The 22,234-nt window shown below is 65.9% G+C and carries 20 protein-coding genes; 8 read left to right on the top strand and 12 right to left on the bottom strand.

The features are described 5' to 3' along the window. Window positions 1–5: 5 nt before the first annotated feature. Window positions 6–1,559, bottom strand: a complete 1,554-nt coding sequence (locus ACXJ16_RS01410) for a class I adenylate-forming enzyme family protein (protein ID WP_463921065.1) — start codon at window positions 1,557–1,559, stop codon at window positions 6–8. Window positions 1,560–1,700: 141 nt separating this feature from the next. Next, the gene (locus ACXJ16_RS01405) at window positions 1,701–3,098 is read right to left on the bottom strand and encodes a helix-turn-helix domain-containing protein (protein WP_463921064.1); all 1,398 of its coding nucleotides are present in this window, start codon (window positions 3,096–3,098) and stop codon (window positions 1,701–1,703) included. Between the two features lie 144 nt (window positions 3,099–3,242). On the opposite strand from ACXJ16_RS01405, the gene ACXJ16_RS01400 reads away from it, so the two are divergent. From ACXJ16_RS01400 to ACXJ16_RS01385, 4 genes are all read left to right on the top strand, one after another. After that, the gene (locus tag ACXJ16_RS01400; protein WP_463921063.1) at window positions 3,243–4,835 is read left to right on the top strand and encodes an isocitrate lyase; all 1,593 of its coding nucleotides are present in this window, start codon (window positions 3,243–3,245) and stop codon (window positions 4,833–4,835) included. Between the two features lie 191 nt (window positions 4,836–5,026). Beyond that, window positions 5,027–5,197, top strand: a complete 171-nt coding sequence (locus ACXJ16_RS01395) for a hypothetical protein (RefSeq protein ID WP_165913302.1) — start codon at window positions 5,027–5,029, stop codon at window positions 5,195–5,197. 295 nt (window positions 5,198–5,492) lie between these two features. Further along, complete coding sequence (locus ACXJ16_RS01390) at window positions 5,493–7,565, top strand: putative bifunctional diguanylate cyclase/phosphodiesterase (RefSeq protein ID WP_454797527.1); 2,073 nt, start codon at window positions 5,493–5,495, stop codon at window positions 7,563–7,565. A 103-nt stretch (window positions 7,566–7,668) separates the two neighbouring features. After that, window positions 7,669–8,613, top strand: a complete 945-nt coding sequence (locus ACXJ16_RS01385) for a 1-phosphofructokinase family hexose kinase (RefSeq protein WP_463921060.1) — start codon at window positions 7,669–7,671, stop codon at window positions 8,611–8,613. Between the two features lie 268 nt (window positions 8,614–8,881). Here ACXJ16_RS01385 and ACXJ16_RS01380 read toward each other — a convergent pair whose 3' ends face one another. After that, on the bottom strand, window positions 8,882–9,535 hold the full coding sequence (locus ACXJ16_RS01380) for a TetR/AcrR family transcriptional regulator (protein WP_054436807.1): 654 nt from the start codon (window positions 9,533–9,535) through the stop codon (window positions 8,882–8,884). Window positions 9,536–9,687: 152 nt separating this feature from the next. Between ACXJ16_RS01380 and ACXJ16_RS01375 the strand changes: the two genes are divergently transcribed. From ACXJ16_RS01375 to ACXJ16_RS01365, 3 genes are all read left to right on the top strand, one after another. Next, window positions 9,688–10,014, top strand: coding sequence for a 2Fe-2S iron-sulfur cluster-binding protein (locus tag ACXJ16_RS01375; protein ID WP_054436809.1), 327 nt, complete (start codon window positions 9,688–9,690; stop codon window positions 10,012–10,014). A gap of 22 nt (window positions 10,015–10,036) precedes the next feature. Then, window positions 10,037–11,296 carry a cytochrome P450 gene (locus tag ACXJ16_RS01370; RefSeq protein ID WP_054436811.1) on the top strand — a complete coding sequence of 420 codons (1,260 nt, stop codon included), beginning with the start codon at window positions 10,037–10,039 and terminating at the stop codon, window positions 11,294–11,296. A 1,688-nt stretch (window positions 11,297–12,984) separates the two neighbouring features. Next, the gene (locus ACXJ16_RS01365) at window positions 12,985–14,337 is read left to right on the top strand and encodes an MATE family efflux transporter (protein WP_324696295.1); all 1,353 of its coding nucleotides are present in this window, start codon (window positions 12,985–12,987) and stop codon (window positions 14,335–14,337) included. Here ACXJ16_RS01365 and ACXJ16_RS01360 read toward each other — a convergent pair. From ACXJ16_RS01360 to ACXJ16_RS01320, 9 genes are read right to left on the bottom strand one after another with little or no spacing between them, the layout of a single operon-like run. Continuing rightward, a complete protein-coding gene (locus ACXJ16_RS01360; protein WP_443477922.1) occupies window positions 14,324–14,926 on the bottom strand; it encodes a DUF938 domain-containing protein in 603 nt (200 codons plus the stop codon). The two genes, ACXJ16_RS01365 and ACXJ16_RS01360, sit on opposite strands and share 14 nt — an antisense overlap. 23 nt (window positions 14,927–14,949) lie before the next feature. Continuing rightward, window positions 14,950–15,291, bottom strand: a complete 342-nt coding sequence (locus ACXJ16_RS01355; RefSeq protein ID WP_054436819.1) for a hypothetical protein — start codon at window positions 15,289–15,291, stop codon at window positions 14,950–14,952. A 4-nt stretch (window positions 15,292–15,295) separates the two neighbouring features. After that, complete coding sequence (locus ACXJ16_RS01350) at window positions 15,296–15,748, bottom strand: chemotaxis protein CheW (protein ID WP_054436821.1); 453 nt, start codon at window positions 15,746–15,748, stop codon at window positions 15,296–15,298. A 13-nt stretch (window positions 15,749–15,761) separates the two neighbouring features. Then, a complete protein-coding gene (locus ACXJ16_RS01345) occupies window positions 15,762–16,133 on the bottom strand; it encodes a response regulator (RefSeq protein WP_082370293.1) in 372 nt (123 codons plus the stop codon). Between the two features lie 16 nt (window positions 16,134–16,149). Next, window positions 16,150–16,698 carry a chemotaxis protein CheD gene (locus ACXJ16_RS01340; protein ID WP_054436822.1) on the bottom strand — a complete coding sequence of 183 codons (549 nt, stop codon included), beginning with the start codon at window positions 16,696–16,698 and terminating at the stop codon, window positions 16,150–16,152. 4 nt (window positions 16,699–16,702) lie between these two features. Next, window positions 16,703–17,740: a chemotaxis-specific protein-glutamate methyltransferase CheB gene (gene cheB, locus ACXJ16_RS01335; RefSeq protein WP_463921058.1), complete on the bottom strand. Its 1,038-nt coding sequence runs from the start codon at window positions 17,738–17,740 to the stop codon at window positions 16,703–16,705. Beyond that, window positions 17,737–18,603 carry a CheR family methyltransferase gene (locus ACXJ16_RS01330; protein ID WP_443478168.1) on the bottom strand — a complete coding sequence of 289 codons (867 nt, stop codon included), beginning with the start codon at window positions 18,601–18,603 and terminating at the stop codon, window positions 17,737–17,739. Before ACXJ16_RS01330 ends, cheB begins: the two co-directional genes overlap by 4 nt. Continuing rightward, on the bottom strand, window positions 18,603–20,735 hold the full coding sequence (locus tag ACXJ16_RS01325) for a chemotaxis protein CheA (protein ID WP_324696303.1): 2,133 nt from the start codon (window positions 20,733–20,735) through the stop codon (window positions 18,603–18,605). Before ACXJ16_RS01325 ends, ACXJ16_RS01330 begins: the two co-directional genes overlap by 1 nt. Continuing rightward, window positions 20,732–20,992: an STAS domain-containing protein gene (locus ACXJ16_RS01320; protein WP_165913301.1), complete on the bottom strand. Its 261-nt coding sequence runs from the start codon at window positions 20,990–20,992 to the stop codon at window positions 20,732–20,734. Before ACXJ16_RS01320 ends, ACXJ16_RS01325 begins: the two co-directional genes overlap by 4 nt. Before the next feature lie 139 nt (window positions 20,993–21,131). On the opposite strand from ACXJ16_RS01320, the gene ACXJ16_RS01315 reads away from it, so the two are divergent. Next, complete coding sequence (locus tag ACXJ16_RS01315; RefSeq protein ID WP_324696306.1) at window positions 21,132–22,199, top strand: chemotaxis protein CheB; 1,068 nt, start codon at window positions 21,132–21,134, stop codon at window positions 22,197–22,199. The last annotated feature ends 35 nt before the right edge of the window (window positions 22,200–22,234 follow it).

Raw genomic sequence — 22,234 nt, 5'->3', positions numbered from 1 at the left:
GCGCCCTACCCCTGCCGCCGGAGCCGTTCCGCCACGACCCGCGCGATCTCCCGCCGGGCCACCTTGTTGGAATGGAGCAGCGGCACGTCCTCACGCGCCATTTCCACCCAAGCACGGGGCACCTTGTAGCCGGAAAGGCTGGCGCGCATCCTTGCTTCGATGGCGGCAAAGTCCAGCACCGCCCCCTCGCGCGGAACCACCGCCGCCGCCAGCAGCGTTCCGCGCTCCCGGTCCGGCAGGCCGACGACATAGGCGCTGTGCACTCCGCCAAGCGCCTGAAGCTCCATCTCGACTTCGGCGGGAGAAACATTGGAGCCGGACACCTTTATCATGTCCCCACCCCGCCCGACGAAATGAATGCGGCGCCCGTCGGCATGATCCTCGACCAGGCACATGTCCCCCGTGCGCAAGTAACCATCGGCGGTATAGTGATCGGCGCGCTCTATCTTGTGCAGGGCGGGTGCAACCGCGAGCCCGCGCACCTGCATCTCGCCCACTTCGCCGTCACCTACGGAATTGCCCTCCTCATCGGCTATGCGGATGTCGTAGCCGGGGGCGAAATGGTCCATCGGCGCGCAGACGGGGCGGCCGGGCACGCGGAATTCATCCCCCCAGCCGTATGGCCCCAGAGTCTCGCTCATGCCGAGGCCCCACCAGGGTTGCGGCCCCCGGATGCGTTCCAGATCCTCCTCGGCCAGTACGCTCCCCATGGCGAAGCGGCTGTTGCTGAGCGTGCGTTCGGTACAGACCGTTACCGCACCCACTTCCCAGTTCGGCACCAGCGAAAGCATCAGCCCGCCAACCCAGAACATCGGCAATTGCGCGGCGCGTTGCTCGCCCGCCTTGATTCCCAGCATTCCCGCCAGCCAATGGCCACGCGCCATGACCGCTCCATGGAGGTGGCGCACGCCCTTGGGCAGGGCCATCGATCCGGACGTGTAGATCTCGATCATCTGGTCGGTCGGATGAACTTCGCTCTCGACCGCCCTGAGCAGGTCTTCGCTCACGCCAGTCCCGGCCTCGATCAGCCAGGCCGTCGGCGCGATAGCCTCGTGAAGCGCCTCTCCATCGGAAACGATCCAGCGCAAATAGGGAATGCGGGGGATGAGCAGCGCCCCTGCCACCTGCCCATCCAGTTCGGGAACCGCCTCGGCCAATCGCGCCGCCATATCCTTGCCCAACATCTCGCGCTGGACCACCAGGCCCTGCACGTCGGACTGGCGCAGCACGCGGACCAGTTCATTGGCGCGGATCATGGTGCTGATCGGAACGGCGACGGCGCCGATCCGCGCTATCGCGGCCAAGGTAACGGCAAATCCCGGTCCATTGCCGAATATGAAACCGACGCGCGTACCCTTGCCCACCCCGCGGGCCAGCAAACCCTTCGCAAGGGCCGCAGAATCGCGGTCGAGACCGGTGAACGTGGCGCTCTCGACACCGGACTCGGTTTCGAGGGTGATGGCGCATGTCCCGCGATGGACGCGCGCAGCCGACCGGATCAGTTCCGGGAAAGTGCGGGCCTTGCCCGGCGCATCTTCCGCGCACGCTTCGCTGGTCACTGCCCGATCATCCTCTCGCTGGGGTCATGCCCTGTCGAGAGCGATCCTGCGGCTTGCGGCAGGGCTGGGCAAGCTTCCGGCAAAGGGCATCGCCCCTGCGTCATTCCCTATATGAGAACATACGTTCACTATAGGGAATTGTCAGCTTTCGGCAAAAGTATAGGGCTGCGCTGCGCGGCGGTAGTCGTCGGCCAGTACGTCCCGCCCGATCGGCGGAACCGAACGCGCGGCGCATTCCGCGCGCTGGCAGAGGCGGCAAGTCACCCCGATAGGCGTTCCCGCGACGGTCCCACCCTTCACACCTGCCGCATAGACAAGCTTGTCCGCCTCGTCCGCCGCACAGGCAAGCGCCACGGCGCGTGTCACCCTGGCGCGCCCATATCGCCCCTCGCCAGACGTCACCGTGCGCGCGATCGAGAAGAAGCGCTGCCCGTCCGGCAGTTCGAGCCACTGGGTGCGTATCTCTCCCGGCCAGCGGAATACCTGATGTACCGACCACAGGGGGCAGCCGCCGCCATGCGCCGCGAAAGGGAAGCCTGCGCCGTCCAGCCGCTTTGAGACATTGCCGGCCTCATCCACGCGAAGGAAGAAGAACGGCACCCGTTCCTCTCCCGGCCGATGGAGTGTGGTCAGTCGGTGCGCGACCTGTTCGAAACTGGCACCGAACAGGGCGCCGAGCGCATCGATATCGTAACCGCGCGCCTCTGCGGCACGGGCGAACCGGCCGTAAGGCATGAGGATCGCCGCCGCCGCGTAACCGGCCAGCGCGCGCCGCACGAGCGTGGCGGTCGTGGTCTGCGCAAAAGCCGCAGCGCGCACGACCGACACGATATCGCTGCGCATGGCGGTATGAGCGATGTGCGTGGCGATCTGGAACGCCCGGCTGGCGGGGCCAAGCGTGTCGTCGATCAGGAGTTGCTGGTTATGACGGTCGAACCGCCGCAGGGAATCGACCATGACATCCGGCGGCAGGAAGCGCACCCGCACGCCTTTTGCGCCCAGCCATGCCGCAGCCCCTCCCGCCTGCTCGATTTCGGCAGCAAGTTCCTCGGCACGAACATCCAGCGCATGGAAATAGTTGCGAGACTGGCCAAGGAAGCGCTGCGCTTCGCGAACGGGCTCGCTTTCCTCCGCCGCCGGGCCGGATGCGCGTTGCTCCGCCAGCGCCTGGCTTTCGCGGGAATAGGCGCCGTGCAGGCGCAGCAGCGCTTCGGAAATGCCGGGGAAGCTCATCGCAAGGTCGGCGATCTCCAGCGGCGGCAGGTCAATATCCGCGAACAAGGGATCGCGCAGTACCTCGCCCACGCGGCGGGCGTAGTCCTCGCCGTCGTCTCCGGCGATGTCGGCCATGTCGAGCCGGTAGGTCCGCGCAAGGCGCAGCAGCATGTCCGCCGTAACGGGCCGCTGGTTGCGTTCCAGCAGTGCGACGTAGCTGGGCGAAATCTCCAGATCGTCGGCCATGGCCTGCTGTGTCAGCCCCAGTTCGCGGCGCAGGCGGCGCAGTCGGGGACCGAGATAAAGAGGGCGCGATTCAGCCATGACGGCAATCTTGTCATGCCCACACATCTTTACAAGGAATATCTGTAAAGTTTGACAACCGGACTTCGCCGCGCGTTTCGCACTGCACAATCCCAGCCTAACTCAAGGTCATCGCCCAAACACTTTCGACGGGGACTTTTGGCAGTGACCTACCAGAGCAAGATCAGCGAAGCCGGCCAGACCATCGGCACCGAGCCCACCTGGAACGGCATCGAACCGGAATCGGTCGCCCGCATGCGTCTGCAGAACCGCTTCCAGACCGGCCTCGACATCGCCCGCCATACCGCGCGCATCATGCGCGAGGACATGGCCGCCTATGACGCCGATCCTGCCCGCTACACCCAGTCGCTGGGTTGCTGGCACGGATTCATCGGCCAGCAGAAGATGATCTCCATCAAGAAGCACTTCGGCACGACCAAGGGCCGCTACCTCTACCTGTCGGGCTGGATGGTCGCGGCGCTGCGCAGCGAGTTCGGCCCCCTGCCCGACCAGTCGATGCATGAGAAGACATCGGTTCCGGCACTGGTCGAGGAACTCTACACCTTCCTGCGCCAGGCCGATGCCCGCGAGCTTGGCATGATGTTCCGTGATCTCGACAAGGCGCGAGACGCCGGAGACGAAGTCGAGGCCAAGCGGATCGAACATGCGATCGACAGCCACGAAACCCACGTCGTGCCCATCGTCGCCGATATCGATGCGGGCTTCGGCAATGCCGAGGCGACCTACCTGCTCGCCAGGAAGTTCATCGAGGCGGGCGCCTGCTGCATCCAGATCGAAAACCAGGTCTCGGACGAGAAGCAGTGTGGCCATCAGGACGGCAAGGTCACCGTTCCGCATGAGGACTTCATCGCGAAGATCCGCGCGGTTCGTTACGCCTTCATGGAACTGGGCGTGGACGAAGGGCTTATCGTGGCACGGACCGACTCGCTGGGTGCAGGACTGACCAAGCAGATCGCCTTTACCCGCGAGGCAGGCGACATCGGCGACCGGTACAACAGCTTCCTCGATTGCGAGGAGGTGTCGCCTGATACGCTCGGCCACGGCGAAGTCCTCATCAGCCGCGACGGCAAGTTGATGAAGCCCCGGCGTCTGCCCAGCAATCTCTACCAGTTCCGCCCCGGGACCGGCGAAGACCGCTGTGTGCTCGATTGCATCGAATCCCTCAGGAACGGCGCGGATCTGCTGTGGATCGAAACCGAAAAGCCGCACATCGGCCAGATCGGCGGAATGGTCAGCCGCATCCGTGAGGTGATCCCGAATGCCAAGCTGGTCTACAACAATTCGCCCAGCTTCAACTGGACCCTCAACTTCCGCCAGCAGGTCTACGATGCCTGGGAAGCGGAAGGGCGTGACACCGGCGCCTATGACCGAGCCAGGCTGATGAGCGTGGACTACGACGGCACCGAACTGGGCCAAGAAGCCGACGAGCGCATCCGCACCTTCCAGAAGGACGCGGCGCGCGAGGCGGGGATCTTCCACCACCTCATCACCCTGCCGACCTACCACACCGCCGCCCTGTCGACCGACAATCTGGCGAAGGAGTACTTCGGCGAGGCGGGCATGCTCGGCTACGTCAAGGGCGTGCAGCGTCAGGAGATCCGCCAGGGCATCGCCTGCGTGAAGCACCAGAACATGGCCGGCTCCGACATCGGCGACGACCACAAGGAATACTTCGCCGGCGAGGCCGCCCTCAAGGCCGGCGGCACGCACAACACGATGAACCAGTTCGCTGCCTGAGGCAGCGGGGGGAACCAGTTCGCTGCCTGAGGCAGCGGGGGGAACCAGTTCGCTGCCTCAGGCAACACGATGAACCAGTTCGCTGCCTGAGGCAGCGGAGGGAACCAGTTCGCTCTGAGGCAGCGGGCGAACCAGTTCGCGGCCTCAGGCCCTTGGGGAAGATCCCCGCATAGCAAGGAAAGGAAGGTACTATGACCACCATGACCACCGAACCGGCCCGCGCCCGCGCGGTGCTTTCGAACCAGGACTTCAAGCTGCTTCAGGAAGCCGTGCTGTTCTACATGCGTGCACACGAGGACGATCCGGTCTCGTCGACTTATTCGAACCTCTACCACCGCCTCGGAACCGCGGGTCGGCGCTGAGCCAGTGAAATCCGCAAGGGAACGCCGGCATCGATAACGCCGACGACCCGCGCGACCGGCCCCTCGGGACCGGATAACCACTCAAGCGTTTTCCTGGGGAGGAAAGCCAAGGCCCGTCGCACTCCGGTGCGGCGGGCTTCTCGTGTCAGTTAACTTTATCTTCGAATGCGCTTCCCCATCGGCAACCAAATGCTCCGCCCTGCGTTGGCAGAAAAATTAACATCTTGTGGCATAAGGTGATTTCAGCACAGGGGCTTGGTCGTTGGTTCTGGGAAATGCTGAGAAAGAGTACGTGATGCCGGACGGCGACCTGCCGACCGGAACGCTCGAAGCCGCACTGGCTGCTGCTTCGCGGGCGGATCAGCGACTGCGCGAAGCGATCGACGTGCTGCCGCAAGGCGTGGTGTTCCTCGACGAGGAAGGCCGATACATCCTGTGGAACCGCAAGTACGAGGAAATCTACTGCCGCTCGGCCGACCTGCTGGAACCGGGCGCCAGGCTGGCCGATACGCTGCGAGTGGGCGTCCAGCGCGGCGACTATCCCGAAGCCATGGGCCGCGAGGAAGAATGGCTGAACGACCGCCTTGCGCTTATCCAGCAGCCCACCAGCCGTCACGAACAGCGCCTGTCCAATGGCCGCTGCATCCTGATCGAGGAACGCAAGACGGAGGACGGCGGCTCGATCGGCCTTCGCGTCGACATTACCGACCTCAAGCAGAAGGAAGAAAGCTTCCGGCTGCTGTTCGAACAGAACCCGCTGGCCATGCTGGTTCACGATTCCGGCACCGGCCGGATCAATACCGCCAACGAATCCGCCTGCCGCCTGTTCGGCTATTCCGCCGCCGAAATGTCGGGCCTCAACGCCCGAAAGCTGTTCGGCGAGGATAACTGGGCTGCCGCCGCCAGAATGCTGGCTGCCAGGAACCCCACCCGCGATGCCGGATGGCAGATGCTGCGGCGCGACGGCGAAGTGGTGGAAGCGGTTGTCTCCACCCGCCGCCTGCTCCTCGATGGCGTGGAAGTGACGATCGTCTCGATCTTCGACGTGACCGAGCGCCGCCGGATCGAGCAGCGCATGGAACACATGGCGCGCCATGACGAACTGACCGGCCTCGCCAACCGCTCGCACTGCCGCGATACCTTGCGTAACATGCTCGGCAGTGCCTCGCCTGCCGAAACCGTCACGCTCGCTCTGATCGACCTCGATCACTTCAAGACAGTGAACGATACTTACGGCCATCATTTCGGCGATGCCCTGCTAACCGACGCGGCGCGCAGAATGCGCGAACTCGTGCCGCCAGGCGCCTTGCTCTGCCGGATCGGCGGAGACGAATTCGCGATCATCTTCCGCCGGTCGAGCCTTACGCAAGCCGAATTCGTGAGCAAGGCGATCATCGCCACGCTTTCCGAACCCTTCCACGTCCACGGCAACACCCTGCACATCGGCGCCACCGTCGGCTTTGCCAGCGCGCCCTTCGACAGTACCGACCACGAAACGCTCATGCGCTTCGCGGACCTTGCGCTCTATGCCGCCAAGGCCGAGCGCAGGGGCAGTTGCCGCGCCTTCGAAATGGCGCTGGACGAAGCCGCACAGGCCAAGAGCCGGCTGGAAAAGGACTTGCGCCAGGCCGTCCGCGACGGCGAACTCGAAGTCCATTACCAGCCGCTGCTCAATCTCGAAACGAACACCATCGAATGCTGCGAAGCGCTGCTTCGCTGGAACCACGCCGAGCGCGGCCAGGTCTCGCCCGAAGTGTTCATCCCGCTTGCCGAGGAACTCGGGCTGATCGACAAGCTGGGACGCTTCGTGCTCCAGACTGCCTGCCACGAAGCCATGAAATGGCCTGACGATGTGCGCCTCTCGGTCAATGTCTCGCCGGTCCAGTTCCGCAACGGAAACCTCCTGGGCACCGTCATCAACGCCCTGTCCAGTTCCGGCCTCGCCGCAGACCGGCTTGAACTGGAAATCACCGAGGCCGTGCTGATGGAGCGCGGCCCCCGTCCTGCCGCGATCATCCGCAACTTGCGCTCCTTCGGTATCGGCATTTCGCTCGACGATTTCGGGACCGGCTATTCATCGCTGAGCTACCTGCTCAATTACCCTTTCACCAAGATCAAGATCGACAAGTCCTTCATCCTCAACCTCCACGAAGAGGCCAATTCGCGCGCGGTGATCAGGGCAGTGATCGGTCTGGGCCGCAGCCTCGGCCTCACCGTGGCGGCAGAAGGGATCGAAAGCGAGGTGGAGCGCGAATACCTTCGGGCCGAAGGCTGCACGCAAGGCCAGGGCTTCCTGTTCGGCCGCCCTCAGCCAGGCACGATGCTGCGCTTTTCGTCGCAGCCATCGAGCGCGCTCGACGCCGCCTGATCCTTCCCGCAACTGTCACTGAATCCGGCGAATACTTTGCGATCCGGCGCGAGGCAGGGCATGAAGCCGTGACCCACGCCAGAGCCGTCCAAGGAGCCGCTGGATGAAGAACATCGCCACCCTGACGATGAACCCGACGATCGACGCATCCTATGACGTCGGCAAGGTTCGCCACACCAACAAGATGCGTACCGACAACGAGCATTACGCTCCCGGCGGCGGCGGCATCAACGTGGCGCGTGTCTTCGTCCGGCTCGGCGGCAATGCGCGCTGCTACTATCTTTCCGGCGGCGCCACCGGCCCTGCCCTCGACGGCCTGATCGACCTTCACCAACTGGTCCGAACCCGCATTCCCATCGCGGGATCCACGCGTATCGCTGCCGACATCCTCGAACACGAAACAGGCAAGGAATATCGATTCACCCCCGCCGGACCCGAAATCAGCGAAGCGGAATGGCGGGAATGCCTCGATCGCGTCGCCGAAGCCGATTGCGACGTGATGGTCATGAGCGGATCGCTCCCCCCGGGCGTCCCGGAGGACTTCTACGCCCGTGCCACCCGCCTGTTGCGCCCGCGCGGTATCGAAGTCGTTCTCGACACCTCGGGCGCTGCGCTGGTCGCCGGAATCGATGCCGGAGGGCTGCTGCTGGTCAAACCGAGCCAGAGCGAATTGCAGCATTATGCCGGACGCACGCTCGACTCGGTCGGCGCGATCGGGGCTGCGGCGATGGAAATCGTCGAGGCGGAGAAGGCCAGGTTCGTCACCGTGACCATGGGCCATGAAGGCGCGGTCCTGGCGCGCGCCGAGGGGCCGTTGTTCCTGCCTGCCCTCAAGGTCGACGCGGCAAGCGCCGTGGGCGCGGGCGACAGCTTCGTCGCGGCGATGGTTCATGCCCTGTGCCGGGGCGACGGCGAACTCGAGGCATTCCGCCGCGGCATGGCCGGCGGCTCCGCCGCCGTGCTGCGCGCCGGCACCGATCTCGCCCGCGCCGAAGACATCGACCGGCTGCTGGAACGGGTGGAACCGCTCCAGGTCGTAAACTCATAAACGGCACCATCGAGGTTTGAGGCAAAATGGCTCAGCGCAAGAAGGGAAGGCGCTGGAATATGTCGATATTTCAAGACTTCCCGACGCAGCGATGGGCCATTTTGGTCAAACGTAGTTCACCGCAAGGTAAATCCCGAAGGGACGCCCAAATGGCTTCCATCTCGAACCGAAGCTGCCTTGGACGGGCAACCAGCCCGCCCGGCGGGAGCTTCGGCCCGAGCTGTTCGCCATTTGGGCGCCTCGATGGTGCCGTTTATGAGTTTACGACCTAGACTACGATCGCCCGGCGGCAGAACTCCCAGATTGCCACCCCAAGCGTTTCACGCTCGGCAAGATCGGGGGCGCCGCCTTCCTCCTGAAGCAGCACGGTGTGAACCGTGGTCGAGACGAGGTTGTAGATCAGCCGTGCCTGCAGGCTGGGATCGGCCTGCAGGAGCAACCCCTGTTCGATGCCTTCGGCGACATGGCCGGCAATCAGGTCCAGTAGCGGTTGCAGCGCCGCCTGCAATTCGGCCGGGCGAGACTGCGCAAGCCGGAGGTGTTCGCGGCTGAGCGCGGCGCTGCGCAAGTGCGCGCCGCTGCTCCGCGTCTGCCCCAACTGGCCCACGACGATGCCGGAAACGATAACCTGCAACGCCTCCACAGGATTGTCTGCGCGCGACGAGATATCCCGGAACTGCAACGCCGCCGCCCGCAGCGAAGCATCGAATACCGCCAGCACGAGGTCGTCCTTGCTCTGGAACCGCTCGTAGAAGGCACGCCGCGCCAGGCCCGTGCGTGACAGCACCGCCCGGATCGTCAGGCCTTCGAGCCCGCCTTCGTCAAGCAGGTCATGCGCCGCCTCTATCAGCAGGCGCGTCCGATCGCGTTCGCCGTCATCGAATTCGGCAAGTTGGGTGGGAGACGGTCGAACAGTGGCCATGGGCGATGGATTAGGCCCTCCGTCCGCGCCGGTCCAGTGCCCGCAATTGCGAAGTTCTCGCCGGTGATTGACTTCACCGGGGGGGAGCGGCTAGAAAATGGAGAACAGCGTTCTCAGAAACGCGCTCAACGGATGAAGGACAGGAGAGTTCGATGCCCAAGGTCACTTATGTCGATCACGAAGGTCACACGACCGACGTGGACGTGGCGATCGGCGAAAACGTCATGCGCGGTGCGGTCTATAATGGAATAGAGGGCATCACCGGCGAATGCGGCGGCGGCCTCTCCTGCGCCACCTGCCATTGCTACGTAGACGAGAACTGGACCGAAGCGGTGGGCGGGCCTTCGTCCCAGGCGGAGGAGGAACTGCTGGAATCGGCTGCTGCCGAAGTGAAGCCGAGCAGCCGCCTCTCCTGCCAGATCGACATGACCGAGAGCCTCGACGGGCTCGTGGTGCACATGCCCGAGCATCAGTTCTGAAGCCGGACACAGGGAGAGAACGATGCCTATCGACGCCGCCAACCCGGTTCCGCCCAGTTTTCCGCGCCATGTCGGCATGGACCAGGTGCCCGATCATGTCCCCCCCGAACTGATCCGCCAGTCCGGCCTCACCTTCGGCCCCGATTTCCTGGCCAACCCGCATGACTTCATGGCCGCGCTGCACGAAAAGCAGCCGCCGATCTATTACGACGTCAGCCCGATGGGCAACATGTGGCACCTCACCAAGCATGAGGACGCGCTGTTCGGTCTGCGCCATCCGCAGATCTTCTCGAACGAAGGCGCCACACCCTTCCCGCGCGATCCGAACGACTATTTCTACTTCATCCCGATCGAGATCGATCCCCCGCATCACCGCAAGTACCGCAACATCGTGGACCCGGTGTTCAGCCCGCAGGGCGTGCTTAAGCTCGAACGGCTGATCCACCAGCGCGCGAACGACCTGATCGACGAGATCGAGGCCAAGGTCGCGGCAGGCGGCGAGTGTGAGTTCACCGAGGACTTCGGGCGGCCACTGCCGGTTGCGGTGTTCCTCGACATCATGGGCCTGCCGCAGGACATGCGCGATACGTTCGTGGAATGGGCAATGGAACTGCTCCATTCGAACGACCGCGCGATCATGGGCCAGTCGATGGCCAAGATCACCGCCTATCTCAAGCAAGCCATCGCCGAGAAGAAGGCCAACCCGGACGACGGCGTCGTCAGCCTGATCGCCCATGCGGAACCAGACGGCGTGCCGCTTTCCGACAAGGAAATCTTCGGCTTCGTCTGCTTCCTGTTCATCGCCGGTCTCGACACCGTTTTCGCCACGCTCAACAATATCTGGGCCTGGCTGGCGGAAAACCCCGAGAAGCGTCAGGAAATCATCGACCGTCCGCAGGACATCGACAGGATCGTCGAGGAACTGCTCCGCCGCTGGTCAGTGACCTTCTCCGGCCGGGTGCTTGACCAGGATCATGAAATGCGCGGCGTGCAGATGAAGAAGGGCGATCGCGTCACCTTCATCCTGCCTGCCTGCAACTTCGACCCTGAGGTGTTCCCCGACCCGATGACGGTGAACTTCGACCGCCCCCGCAAGACGATCCTCGCCTTCACGGTCGGCGTTCATAGCTGCATGGGCGGGCACCTTGCACGGCTCGAAGTGAAGATCGCATTGCAGGAATGGCTGAAGCGCGTGCCTGACTTCACGCTCAAGCCCGGCACCCGGATCGAGTACCGCCCCGGCGGCGTGATCGGCCCCGAAGCCGTGCCGCTGGTCTGGTAAGGGCACCGAGCCAAGGGAGCCGCGCCAATCGGTGCGGCTCCCTTTTCATGTCATTGCATCCCGCGCGATCTCCATCGCTGCGAGTTGCAGCCTCAGGCCTTCGTTTTCTGCGCGCAGCGCGGTGATCTCGCGGTGGGCGCGGACGATGGCCGGCACAGCCACCCGAGACGGTTCAGGCCTACGTTTCGGCGGGCCGGCATTCGGGGCGGCACTCCGCAACATGGCCGCAATCCGATTGGCCGAGGCACGAACCCACGCCTCCATCAGGACAAGCGCGCCATCGCGCCAGATGGCCGGCGCACGATCGCTTGTGAGGGGTTCCGGCCCAGAGGACATTGGCATCGCGAAGGCTTCGTCCACGGATAAAGCGGCGCAGGCCTCCTGACAGGCCTGCGCCGCACGAGCAGCGCGCGGGACGACCCTTGGCGCCTGCTCCCCGGACTTCGCCGCCCACAGTCCGGCGGCGCGCCCTGAACTCCCATGATGACCGTCACGGCCTGGCCGCGCCTGCCGAAGTGAACCCGTCCCCCGCCCGTGGCCCTTCGCACAGGAAACCGGCTCGTTTCCGGCCAGTACGGGCTTGGCCCTTGCGGCCTCCCGGCGCCCCTTTACTACCGGCTGCATCAAGGATCGGAGCAGGGTGAGCAGCGGATCCTGCGAGGCACCGTACCCGGCGCGCAGGCCGCAAGTGCACAGCCTGGGGGCGGTCCAGATCCATCCGCGATCATGACACAGCGCCGCTCCGCTTTCAGCGCCCCCACTGGCGTTCCCGTCATCATTGGCAGCCGGAACCATCGAAGGCCCACGCCGCTCCAACGCCAGTTTCCGCACACGCTTCGTCGCGTGCTGCCCCGATGCGCCCCGAGGGTCAGTCTGCAGATGCCGTTCGGCTATGCCTTTCCCGCGCCGCGTTTCCGGTTTCGATCTGTCCCCGGCAGCTTTTCGCGACCCCGAGTCCTGCAACGACCGGTTGCTCCGGGGGTTTGATCCTTTCCCCTTGCTTCCGGGCAGCTCTTCACCCGGGGCCTCTTCGTCCATGGGCTTTCTCCCAAGTTCTGAAGCTTTCCCCATGGCTGTCACGCGAGCGGCCGGGATTGAAGGTCAGTTAACTCCGTTTTCGTCCGACAGCCCGCTGCGCGCGCGGGACACCGCCCAGTGCCTGTGGTTAATCGAACGGAAACGGGCGCACTTGAGTCAACCCGGAGTCCAGGGCCGCGAGCGCCGCCGCAGCCGGGCAAGGCCTCGTGCCCGGCCTTGCAGCACCGAGGATGCAATCGTTGCGCACGCAAAAGCCATGCACAAACGAGCGCGGATCATGCAATTCCGCTTTGAGATCGCGAGAAATTGTTGCAGAGTGCTTGGCGAAAGGCCGCTAGCGGCTTTACCGGCGTTGGGAGAGAGCGCGCCGGGAGGGAGGTCTACTTCCTTTCCGGCGCGCCGATACTTCGCAGGTGCAACATCATCCAAATATTCGGTTTTGACAACCCTGTTCCGCAAAATTGCGGGGCAGGGTTATCGATGCCATGCTGCATGAAGCACCGCTTGTTAGCGGATGCAGCATGCCCTGCTGCGGCTTCATCGCGTGGCGACGCAGGAGGAAGTGATTCGCCGCGCCGCCCGGCCGCATCTCGATTGCGGGCATGGAACGCCTGGGCTAGCCGCGGGGTACATCAGCAGCGAGCCCGTTCTTGACCCAGCCGACCGTCCCCCACCCCACTCCGCCGCGCAAGGGACAGGCCCGGCTGCTCTGGTCCATCGCGCTTCCCGCGATGCTCACCAACGTTGCCACCGCCCTGTTCGGGCTGGCCGACATGTGGGCCATAGGCCGCCTCGGCGATGCACCGGCGCAAGGCGCGGTGGAACTCGGCGCGAAGTACATGATGGGCCTGCTCAACGTGTTCAACTTCCTGCGCACCAGCACCGTCGCGCTGACGGCTCAGGGGACCGGTCGCGCCGACCGGCAAGCGCAGGCGGAAACACTAACCCGCGCCATGGCCGTGGCGATGGGCATCGGGGTGCTGCTGCTCTGCCTGATGCCCGTGGCGATCCCGTTCGGGCTCGACCTGCTCGAAGCGAGGGGGCCGCTGCGCGAAAGCGCCGGGGACTATATCGCCATCCGCTATTGGGCAGGGCCGCTTTGGCTCGGCAACTGCGTGCTGGTGGGATGGCTGATCGGACAGCGACTGGTGCGCCATGTCCTCGTGGTGGAAATCGGCGCCAATATCCTGCACATCGCGCTCGACCTGTTGCTCGTCCTCGTCGCGAAGTGGGGCGTTGCCGGCGTGGCAACCGCGACGCTGACGTCGGAACTGTTCAAGTTTCTGGTTCTCGCCGCCATCGTCTTGCGCCGCCCCGAAGCCGGCACGGCCTTCGCCCTGGCCCGGTGCCGGACAACGTGGCGGCGCGGCGAACTGGCCCGCCTTTTCGCACTCAACCGCGACCTGTTCCTGCGAACCCTGTTGCTCACCGCCGTGCTGCTCGCATTCGCCCGTGCCGGTGCGCAGGCCGGGCCGCTGACGCTGGCGGCGAATGGCATCCTGTTCCAGCTCTTCATGCTCGCCACCCTCCTGCTCGACGGCTTCGAAAGCGCCGCACAAGTGCTCTGCGGCGAGGCGCTCGGCGCGCGAAACCGGGCTGGCTTCGCGGCAACGGTTCGCTCGGCACTGCTATGGGGCGGCGTGATGGGCCTTGCCCTCACGCTCGCTTACGCGGTGGGAGGCAAGGCGCTGGCGGCCGCATTCAACACCGATCCGGGGGTGATCGCGGCCACTGCGGTTTACGCGCCATGGCTCACCCTGCTGCCACTGCTCGGGGTCTCGGCCTATGTTCTTGACGGGGTGTTCGTTGGCGCCGGGTGGACGCGGGCGATGATGGGGACGATGCTGGCCGCAATGGCAGGTTACGCGCTGCTGCTCTGGCTGCTCCATCCGCTGGGCAACCACGGCCTCTGGGCGGCCTTCACGATGTTCTTCGTCATTCGCGGGCTGGGGCAGGCTGTGGTGCTGCCCCGCCTCGCAAGGCGCAGCTTCAGCGTTTCCTGAACACCAGGCTCAGGTTGTCGGCAGGCATGGAGATCACCTGTTCCAGATCGAGCCCCCTGACGGCGGCGATATCCGCGACGTCTTCGAGCAGGCGCAGGCCCCATTCGGGATTGCGGCGCTTGAGGTCCTCGTCGAAAGCCGCGTTGCCCGGTTCGATCGCATGTCCCTCGCGGCGGTAGGGACCATAAAGCACGAGCGGCGCCCCCGCGGTCAGCAAACGTCCCGCCCCCGCCATGAGCCCCAGCGCCGATTGCCAGGGGCTGATGTGGACCATGTTGATGCACACGATCGCATCGGCGCTGCCGACAGGCCAGTCCTGCGCGGCAGCGTCGAGTTCGAGGGGCGCCAGCAGGTTGGGCAAGCGCTCCGTCTCCCGCCAGCCCTCGATGGAGGCGCGGGCGGCAGCATCCGGATCTGTCGGCTGCCAGTCGAGCCCGGTCATGGCCCGTGCGAAGTATACCGCATGTTCGCCGGTGCCCGAGGCGATCTCCAGCACAAGGCCGCTCGATGGCAACGCACCGCGTAGTACGGCGAGGATAGGATCGCGGTTGCGGGCAACGGCGGGAGCATGGCGGCGAGCGTCGTTCATGCGGCGGGACTAGTCCCGCCGCATCACTCCCACAAGCCCAGCGGATCGCACCCGGCGGTGTCTTCGATCGGGACTTCGCAGCAAGTCTCGGCGGTTCCGTCCATGAACCCGCAGAAGCGTTCATGCAGGGTTTCAAGATTGATGCGCCGCATCTCCACTTCGCTGAACCCGGCCGCAAGGATCGCGGCGAGCGCACGCTGCTTCTGGGCGATAAGGTCTATCGCCTGAAGCTCGCGCAAGTGCCGCGCAACGAAAGTCTCGTCACGGCAGAACACTTCGCCCAGGGCTTCGATCTCGGCGCCGAGTTCGCCCAGGACTTCGGCCATGGCGATGAAGCGCGGCTCGAAAATCGGTTGGTGGATCATCCGCTCAGGCCGCCGCCGCCACGTCGCCCGGCGTACCGCCGGTTTCGCTCAGCGCCCGCAGGTCGAGCACCATGACCATTCGCTCGTCGATGGCGACGAGCCCTTCGAGGAACGGCGTCACCTCGTCCTGCCCCGCATTGGGCGGGGGCTGCAAGGTTTCCGACTGGAGCGCGACGATGTCAGAAACCGAATCCACGATCAGCCCCTGCGCCTGCCCACCCACCTGGCAGACGATGATGGCGTGGCGCGCAGTGGCCTCGGTGGCGGGCCAGCCGAGCCGCGCCGCGAGGTCGATCACCGGCAGGACGGTTCCGCGCAGGTTGACCACGCCGGCGACATAGCGCGGCACACGCGGCATGGGTGTCACCGGGGTCCAGGCGCGTATTTCGCGGATGGCCATGATGTCGAGCGCGAAGATCTGTCCGGCGACTTCGAAAGTGATGAGTTCGCGGTGCATGGCGAGCCTGTCCTCAATGTGCGACGCGGCGAACTGCCGCGACAAGCTTGTCGGTGTCGAAAGGTTTTACGATCCATCCGGTAGCGCCGGCGGCCCGGGCACGGGCTTTCTTCTCGTCCGAGCTTTCGGTGGTGAGAACCAGGATGGGCCGGTCGCGGTGGCGGGTTCCACCGCGCACTTTCTCGATCAGGCCGAACCCGTCGAGCCGGGGCATGTTGATGTCGGTGATGACCACGTCCACCTCGTTCACCGCAAGCCATTCCAGCGCCGAAAGGCCGTCATCCGCCTGCGCCACGTCGAAGCCATTGGTGGAAAGCGCATGGTTGAGCAGCGCGCGCATCGAGGCGCTGTCGTCTACGGTCAGGATGCGGGTGCTACGGGACATAGGGAGCCTCGTTTCTTCAGAACAGTTCGACTTCGCCGCGCGCGGCCGGGCGAACGGGGGGCTGGACGACCGGCTCGGGCGCATCGGCCGCCGCCACCATGCGGCAGCGCACGAGACCGGAAGCCGGGCGGAAATCGAGGCGACGTGCGGCAAGGCCGCCAAGATCCTCGCGCACCAGATCGATCCCCTCGCGCAGGAGGAAGCTGCGCGCGAATTCGGCATTGGCGCTGCCGATCCGCTGCATCCCCCGGTGGAGGTTGGCGCCGCCGTACAGGTGCGCGCGCATCCTGTCCTTGCGCCCGCCCTGCTGCAGCATCTCGTTGATGAGCATTTCCATGAGGTAGACGCCGTAATGCACGTCGACCTCGCCCCGTTCGGTGCCGGACAGCGGCTTGGGCAGGAGAAAATGGTTCATTCCGCCCAGTCCCGCGGCGGGATCGTGGAGGCAGGTGGCGACGCAGCTGCCCAGCACGGTGCCGAACTCGTCCGCCGGCGAGGCGCTCACGCGGAACTGCCCCTGGAGCACGGTGACATGGCTCATGCCGTCCAGCCGATTGTCAAGCATCGCCTCAGGCCGCCTGATGCAATGCATGACGCGCAATGCGGTCGATCGGCGCGACGACGCTGGCAGCGCCGAGCGAAATCGCCGCGCGCGGCATTCCGAAAACCGTGCAGGTGCTTTCATCCTGCGCGATGGTGTGTGCTCCGGCGCGGCTCATCGCCAGCAGCCCGCGCGCGCCGTCCTGCCCCATGCCGGTAAGGAGGATTCCTACGGCCCCGCTTCCCACTTCCGCCGCAACCGAAGCGAACAGCGCGTCCACGCTCGGGATGTGCCCGGAAACCGGCTCCCCCCGGCGCAGCCTTGCGTGCAGCGCGCCGCCTCCCCCACCGCTCATCGCCGCCTTCACTGTGAGGTGGCAGTCCGCTTCGGCGGCGAGATAGACGTTGCCATGGCGCAGCGGCATATCCTGCGCCGCAACCTGCACCCGCGCCGGGCACACCTGGTCGAGCGTGCGCGCGATGGCCGGGGCGAAGCGCGGGTTGACGTGCTGGACGATCAGCGTCGGCGGGCAGTCTTCCGCGAAATCGCGCAGCAGAACCTGCAGCGCCTCGACCCCGCCGGTAGAGGAGCCGACCGCGATCAGCCGCGTGTCGCGCCGGATCGAACGGCGGCCCTTCTCTGCCACGGCCCGGGTCGCCGGGCGGTGAAAGCGGACTTGCGCAGCCTGCCGGATCATCGCCGCCAGTTCGCCGCCATCCTGAAGCGTCAGGCGGCCCGAGCGATCGTACTTGGCATAGCAGTCCACCGCGCCGAGGCCGAGGGCGCGCGCCGTAACCTCGCTGCCCTCCTGCGTCGCGCCGGAGACGACGATCACCGGAGTTGGCCGCAGGGTCATGATCTTCTCGAGGAAATCGAGCCCGTTCATACCCGGCATCTCGATGTCGAGCGTGACCACATCGGGATCGAGCCGCTTGATCATCTCGCGCCCCTCGGCGGCGTTGGATGCGGCGGCAACCACCTCGATGTCGCCCTGCTCTCGCAGCCGGGACATCAGGATCGCACGCATGGTGGGGGAATCGTCGACGATGAGGACGCGGATGCTCATGCGCCCCTCCGGCGGTAGATCGTCGGGCCGACCAGTTCGAGCAGGTCCGCCGCCGATCCGGTCACCCGCTCGGAATGGCCGATGTAGAGGTGGCCGCCCGGAAGCAGCGCCTCGGCGAAGCGGCGCACGAGCCGCTCGTTGGTCGCGGCGTCGAAATAGATCATGACGTTGCGGCAGAAGATCACGTCGAACCGGCCCCGGATCGGCCATTCGCCAAGCAGGTTGAGCGCGCGGAACCGAACGATGGAGCGCGGCGGCTCGGCCAGCGTCACGTGTCCGTGCTGCTCGGCCGTCCAGAGCCTGCGCAAGTCCTGCGGCACCGGCTTGAGATCCTTGGCCGCGTAAGTCGCGCCCGCCGCCTTCTGCAGCGCGTGCGGGGCGATGTCGCTGGCAAGCACGCGCAGGTCGCGGCGCGCGAGGTCTATTCCCGCCGCCCGGTCCGGGCCCAGCAGGGTCATGACGATCGACCATGTTTCCTCGCCGCTTGAACATCCCGCCGACCACAGCCGCACGGGGTCGCGCTGGTGGAGCTTTTCCACGAGGCGCGGGCGGACCTCGCCCTGCAGATGCTCGAAGTGGTGCGCCTCGCGGTAGAAAAAGGTGTGGTTGGTGGTGAGCGCCGCCACCGCCCTGCCCATTTCCTCACCGTTCGCGCGCATCATCTCGATATAGCGCGAGAACGTGACCGCCCCCGCCGCGCGTACCAGCGGGGCGAGGCGGGAATAGACCAGCATCGCCTTGCCGTGCGGCAGGACGATGCCGACCGCCTCGTGGACGATCCGCGAGACCGCCGTGAAATCGGCGGTGCTGTAGATTTCCGGGCTGACGCCGGGAACCGGGTCGGTCATCGCGCTCGTGGCCATCACGCCGCCTGCCTTTCCGGGCCGGACGCCTCCGGTCCCGGCATCGCCGGAGACGACAGGACGCAGGCAACCAGACCGTCCACGTCGACGATCAGGGCCACCCGCCCGTCACCCAGGATGGTCGCCCCGGCCACGCCTTCCACCGATCGGAAGTTGGTCGCCAGGCTCTTGATGACGAACTGGCGCTGGTCCTGGATGTCGTCCACCAGCAGCGCAGCCTGCCCGGCGCTCTCGGTATCGACGACGACCAGCACGCCTGCCCCCGCCGAAGGTGCGCCGCCGCACGCGCCCAGCGCCTCGTGCATGGCGATGACCGGGATGAAGCGTCCACGCACGTTGAGCACCTGACGGCTCGTGCCGATGCCCTGCACCTCGTTCTCGCCGGGACGCAGGCTCTCCACGACATGGGAGAGCGGCACCACCAGGGTCTGGTCGCCGACGTTGACGATCATGCCGTCGGAAATGGCGAGGGTTAGCGGGAGCGTGAGGATGAATTTCGTGCCCTGCCCCGGCGTGCTCTCGATCGTGATCCGTCCGCCCAGTTCCTTCACGTTCTGCCGCACCACGTCCATGCCGACCCCGCGCCCCGAGATGTTCGAGACGACTTCCGCGGTGGAGAAGCCCGGCGCGAAGATCAGGTTGTCAATCTCCTCGGCGGAAAGCTGCGTGTCGCTGCCGACGATGCCCTTGTCGATGGCCTTGGCCAGCACGCGCTCCCGGTTGATGCCCGCGCCGTCATCGGCGATGGAGATGAGGATGCGGCCGGAGCGATGCTCGGCAGCAAGGGTCAGCGTGCCTTCGGGACGCTTTCCGGCGGCGATCCGCTCTTCGGCGCTTTCTATGCCGTGGTCCACCGCGTTGCGGATCAGGTGCGTCAGCGGCTCGCCGAGGCGTTCGATCACGGTCTTGTCGAGTTCGGTGGTTTCCCCCAGCACTTCCAGCCGCACATGCTTGCCGGTGGTCGCGGCCAGATCGCGCAGGATGCGGGGAACCCGGCTGAACACGCTGGCGATCGGCTGGGCCCGGATCGACATGGCGCTTTCCTGCATGTCCCGCGTGAGGCCTTCGAGCAGCGAGAGTTCCTCGCTCGCGGTGACGCCCGCCCCCTCCAGCCGCTGCACGAGCATGGCCTGCGCGATCACCAGTTCGCCCACCAGGTCGATCAGGCGGTCCAGCTTGAAAAGATCGATGCGGATCGACTGCCCGGCGGCAGACGCGGCGGCGGGCTCGCCCTTCCCCGGCAGCGGCTCGGCCCTGCCGGCAGGCGCTTCGGACGGGACCGTTTTCGCCGCCGCTTCGGCCGGGGGCATGGCGATTTCGGCGGGTTCGACAGGCGGGATCGCCTCGCCCTCCCCGATCGCCAGCACGCAGTCCTCGCCGATGAAGTCGAATATCTCGCGTACCATGTCCTCGGCGACATCGCCCGGCATCGCATAGCTCCAGCCGAGATAGCCCTGCGAAACGTCAAGCTGGTCCAGCGGCGGCACGTGCGAAATGTCGCAGTGCAGGCATTCGCCGCCGAGCGCAGCCACATCGCGCAGCATCAGCAGCGGCTCGCTGCCGTTGCGCATGGCACCTGCGCGGGGGCGAATGTGGACCTGCCAGCGCGGCTGTTCGCGCGGCGGCAGGTCGAACCCGCCGGTGAGATCGTCAAGCAATGCATCGAGGTCGAGCGCGAAATCCTCGGCGGCCGGGGCTTCCGGCGCGGGCATGGCGGCGGGTTCCGGCTCAGGCGCATGGGCGTGGGCGTGCTGCGGATTGGCCATCGCCGCTTCCATCTCGGCAATCAACGCCGCATCGGCCGGCGGCGCACCGTCCTCCCGCGCGGCCTCGACATGGTCGGAAAGCGTGTCCAGCGCGCGCAGCAGCAGGTCGACCAGCTTGCGTTCGATCGGCACCAATCCCTCCCGCACGTCGGAGAGCAGCGTCTCGAAGACATGGGTATAGGCCTGGAGCGCGGCATAGCCGAAAGCGCCTGCCCCGCCCTTGATCGAATGGACACCGCGAAACACCGCGTTGACCGTATCGGCGTCCTGGGTGCCCGCCTTGCAGGCGGCGAGACCGGCTTCGGCGGCGGCAAGCGATTCCTCGCACTCGGCAAAGAAGATCTGCTGGATTTCCTCGGGGCTCATGCCGCGGCATCCTCGAAGAGTTCCGCGGTCAGCCCGGTCAGCGCCGCCACATCGCGCAGGACAGGAGACGGTGCGATCACCGCCCCGCCGCCGCTGCGACGTGCCGAAACCAGCAGTTGCAACATGGCCTGCCCCATATGCTCCACCCCCGAACCGTCGATCCCCATGGGCTCGGTGCCCATGGCCGCCGCCAGTTCCGGCCAGAGCGCCTCGGCGGCGGCCCGGTCGCAGCGGGCAGGAAGGATGATGCTGGTCATGTCGGGCCCCGCAAAAGAAGATCGGTCCGATCCACCTATCCGCCGCGATGCCAACAGCGGGTTTTCCCCGGGCTCAGGCGAGTCCCGTATCGGGATGGAGGGATTTCGTTCCATCCTTGGCGCTATCGCGGGCGCCCCAATGCGGTTTTTCGCAAACGAGAAGGCCCCCCTCATGCATGACGCCCGCGTGCTGGTAGTCGACGATTCAGCCGCCATGCGCGCGCTGTTCTGCGACGTGCTGGAGCAGTCCAAGAACGTGCGCGTCGTCGGCACTGCCGCCAGCGCCGCCGAAGCCCGCGACCAGATCGCCGAGCTTTTGCCCAATGTCGTCACGCTCGACGTCGAGATGCCGGGAATGAGCGGAATCGAGTTCCTGGAGGAGATCATGAGCACCAATCCGATGCCCGTGGTCATGCTGTCCGCCCTGACACAGAGCGGCACTGAAACGTCACTGAAAGCCTTTGAGCTGGGGGCGGTGGAATGTTTCCCCAAGCCGCTCAAGGCGACGCCCGAACAATTCGCCAAGACCGTGGGCAAGCTCGGCAAGATCGTCCTTGCCGCCGCCAATTCCAACGTCAGGGACCGTCCCCGCCACCGCGCCGCCAAGCCCGCCGAGAACAACGGCGGCTATGTCGCCAATGGCCGGCTTGCCGCCTTCAGCACATCGATGGGCGGTGTCGACGCCCTGACCGAAGTGCTCTCCCACTATCCGAAGTCGTGCCCGCCGACGGTGATCGTGCTCCAGACCGAACCGGCGCTCGCCGAGATGTTCATCGCCCGCGCCGACAAGGACAGCGCCTGCGCCGTCAAGGCCGCTGCCGACGGGGCCGAGCTGGTGCCGGGCGTGGTCCACATCGCTTTCGATCCCGGCCGCCACGTCATCGTGGAACCCGGCGCCCCGGCGCGCATTCGCCTGGTCGAACGCGATCCGGTCGAGGGCTTCCGTCCATCTGCCACGCTGCTATTCGGCTCCATCGGCCGGGGCGGCATGCCCGCCATCGGCGCGGTGCTGACCGGCATGGGCGAGGACGGCGCCAAGGGGCTCAAGCTGCTTCAGGCGGCGGGCTGCCGCACCCTTGCGCAGGACCGGGCGAGCGCCACGGTGCCGCAGGCCCCCGCCGCCGCGGTCGAAGCGGGCGCGGTGGATGCGGAACTCAAGCTGGAGGATCTCGCGGCCGACGTGCTGGCCCGTTGCGGCGCAGGCTGACAGAGAAAAGCCGCCGACGCCGGGGGGGATGGCAT

The sequence above is a fragment of the Novosphingobium sp. TK71 genome (genome assembly GCF_055361505.1).
This window is presented reverse-complemented; position numbering and strand designations above follow the sequence as displayed.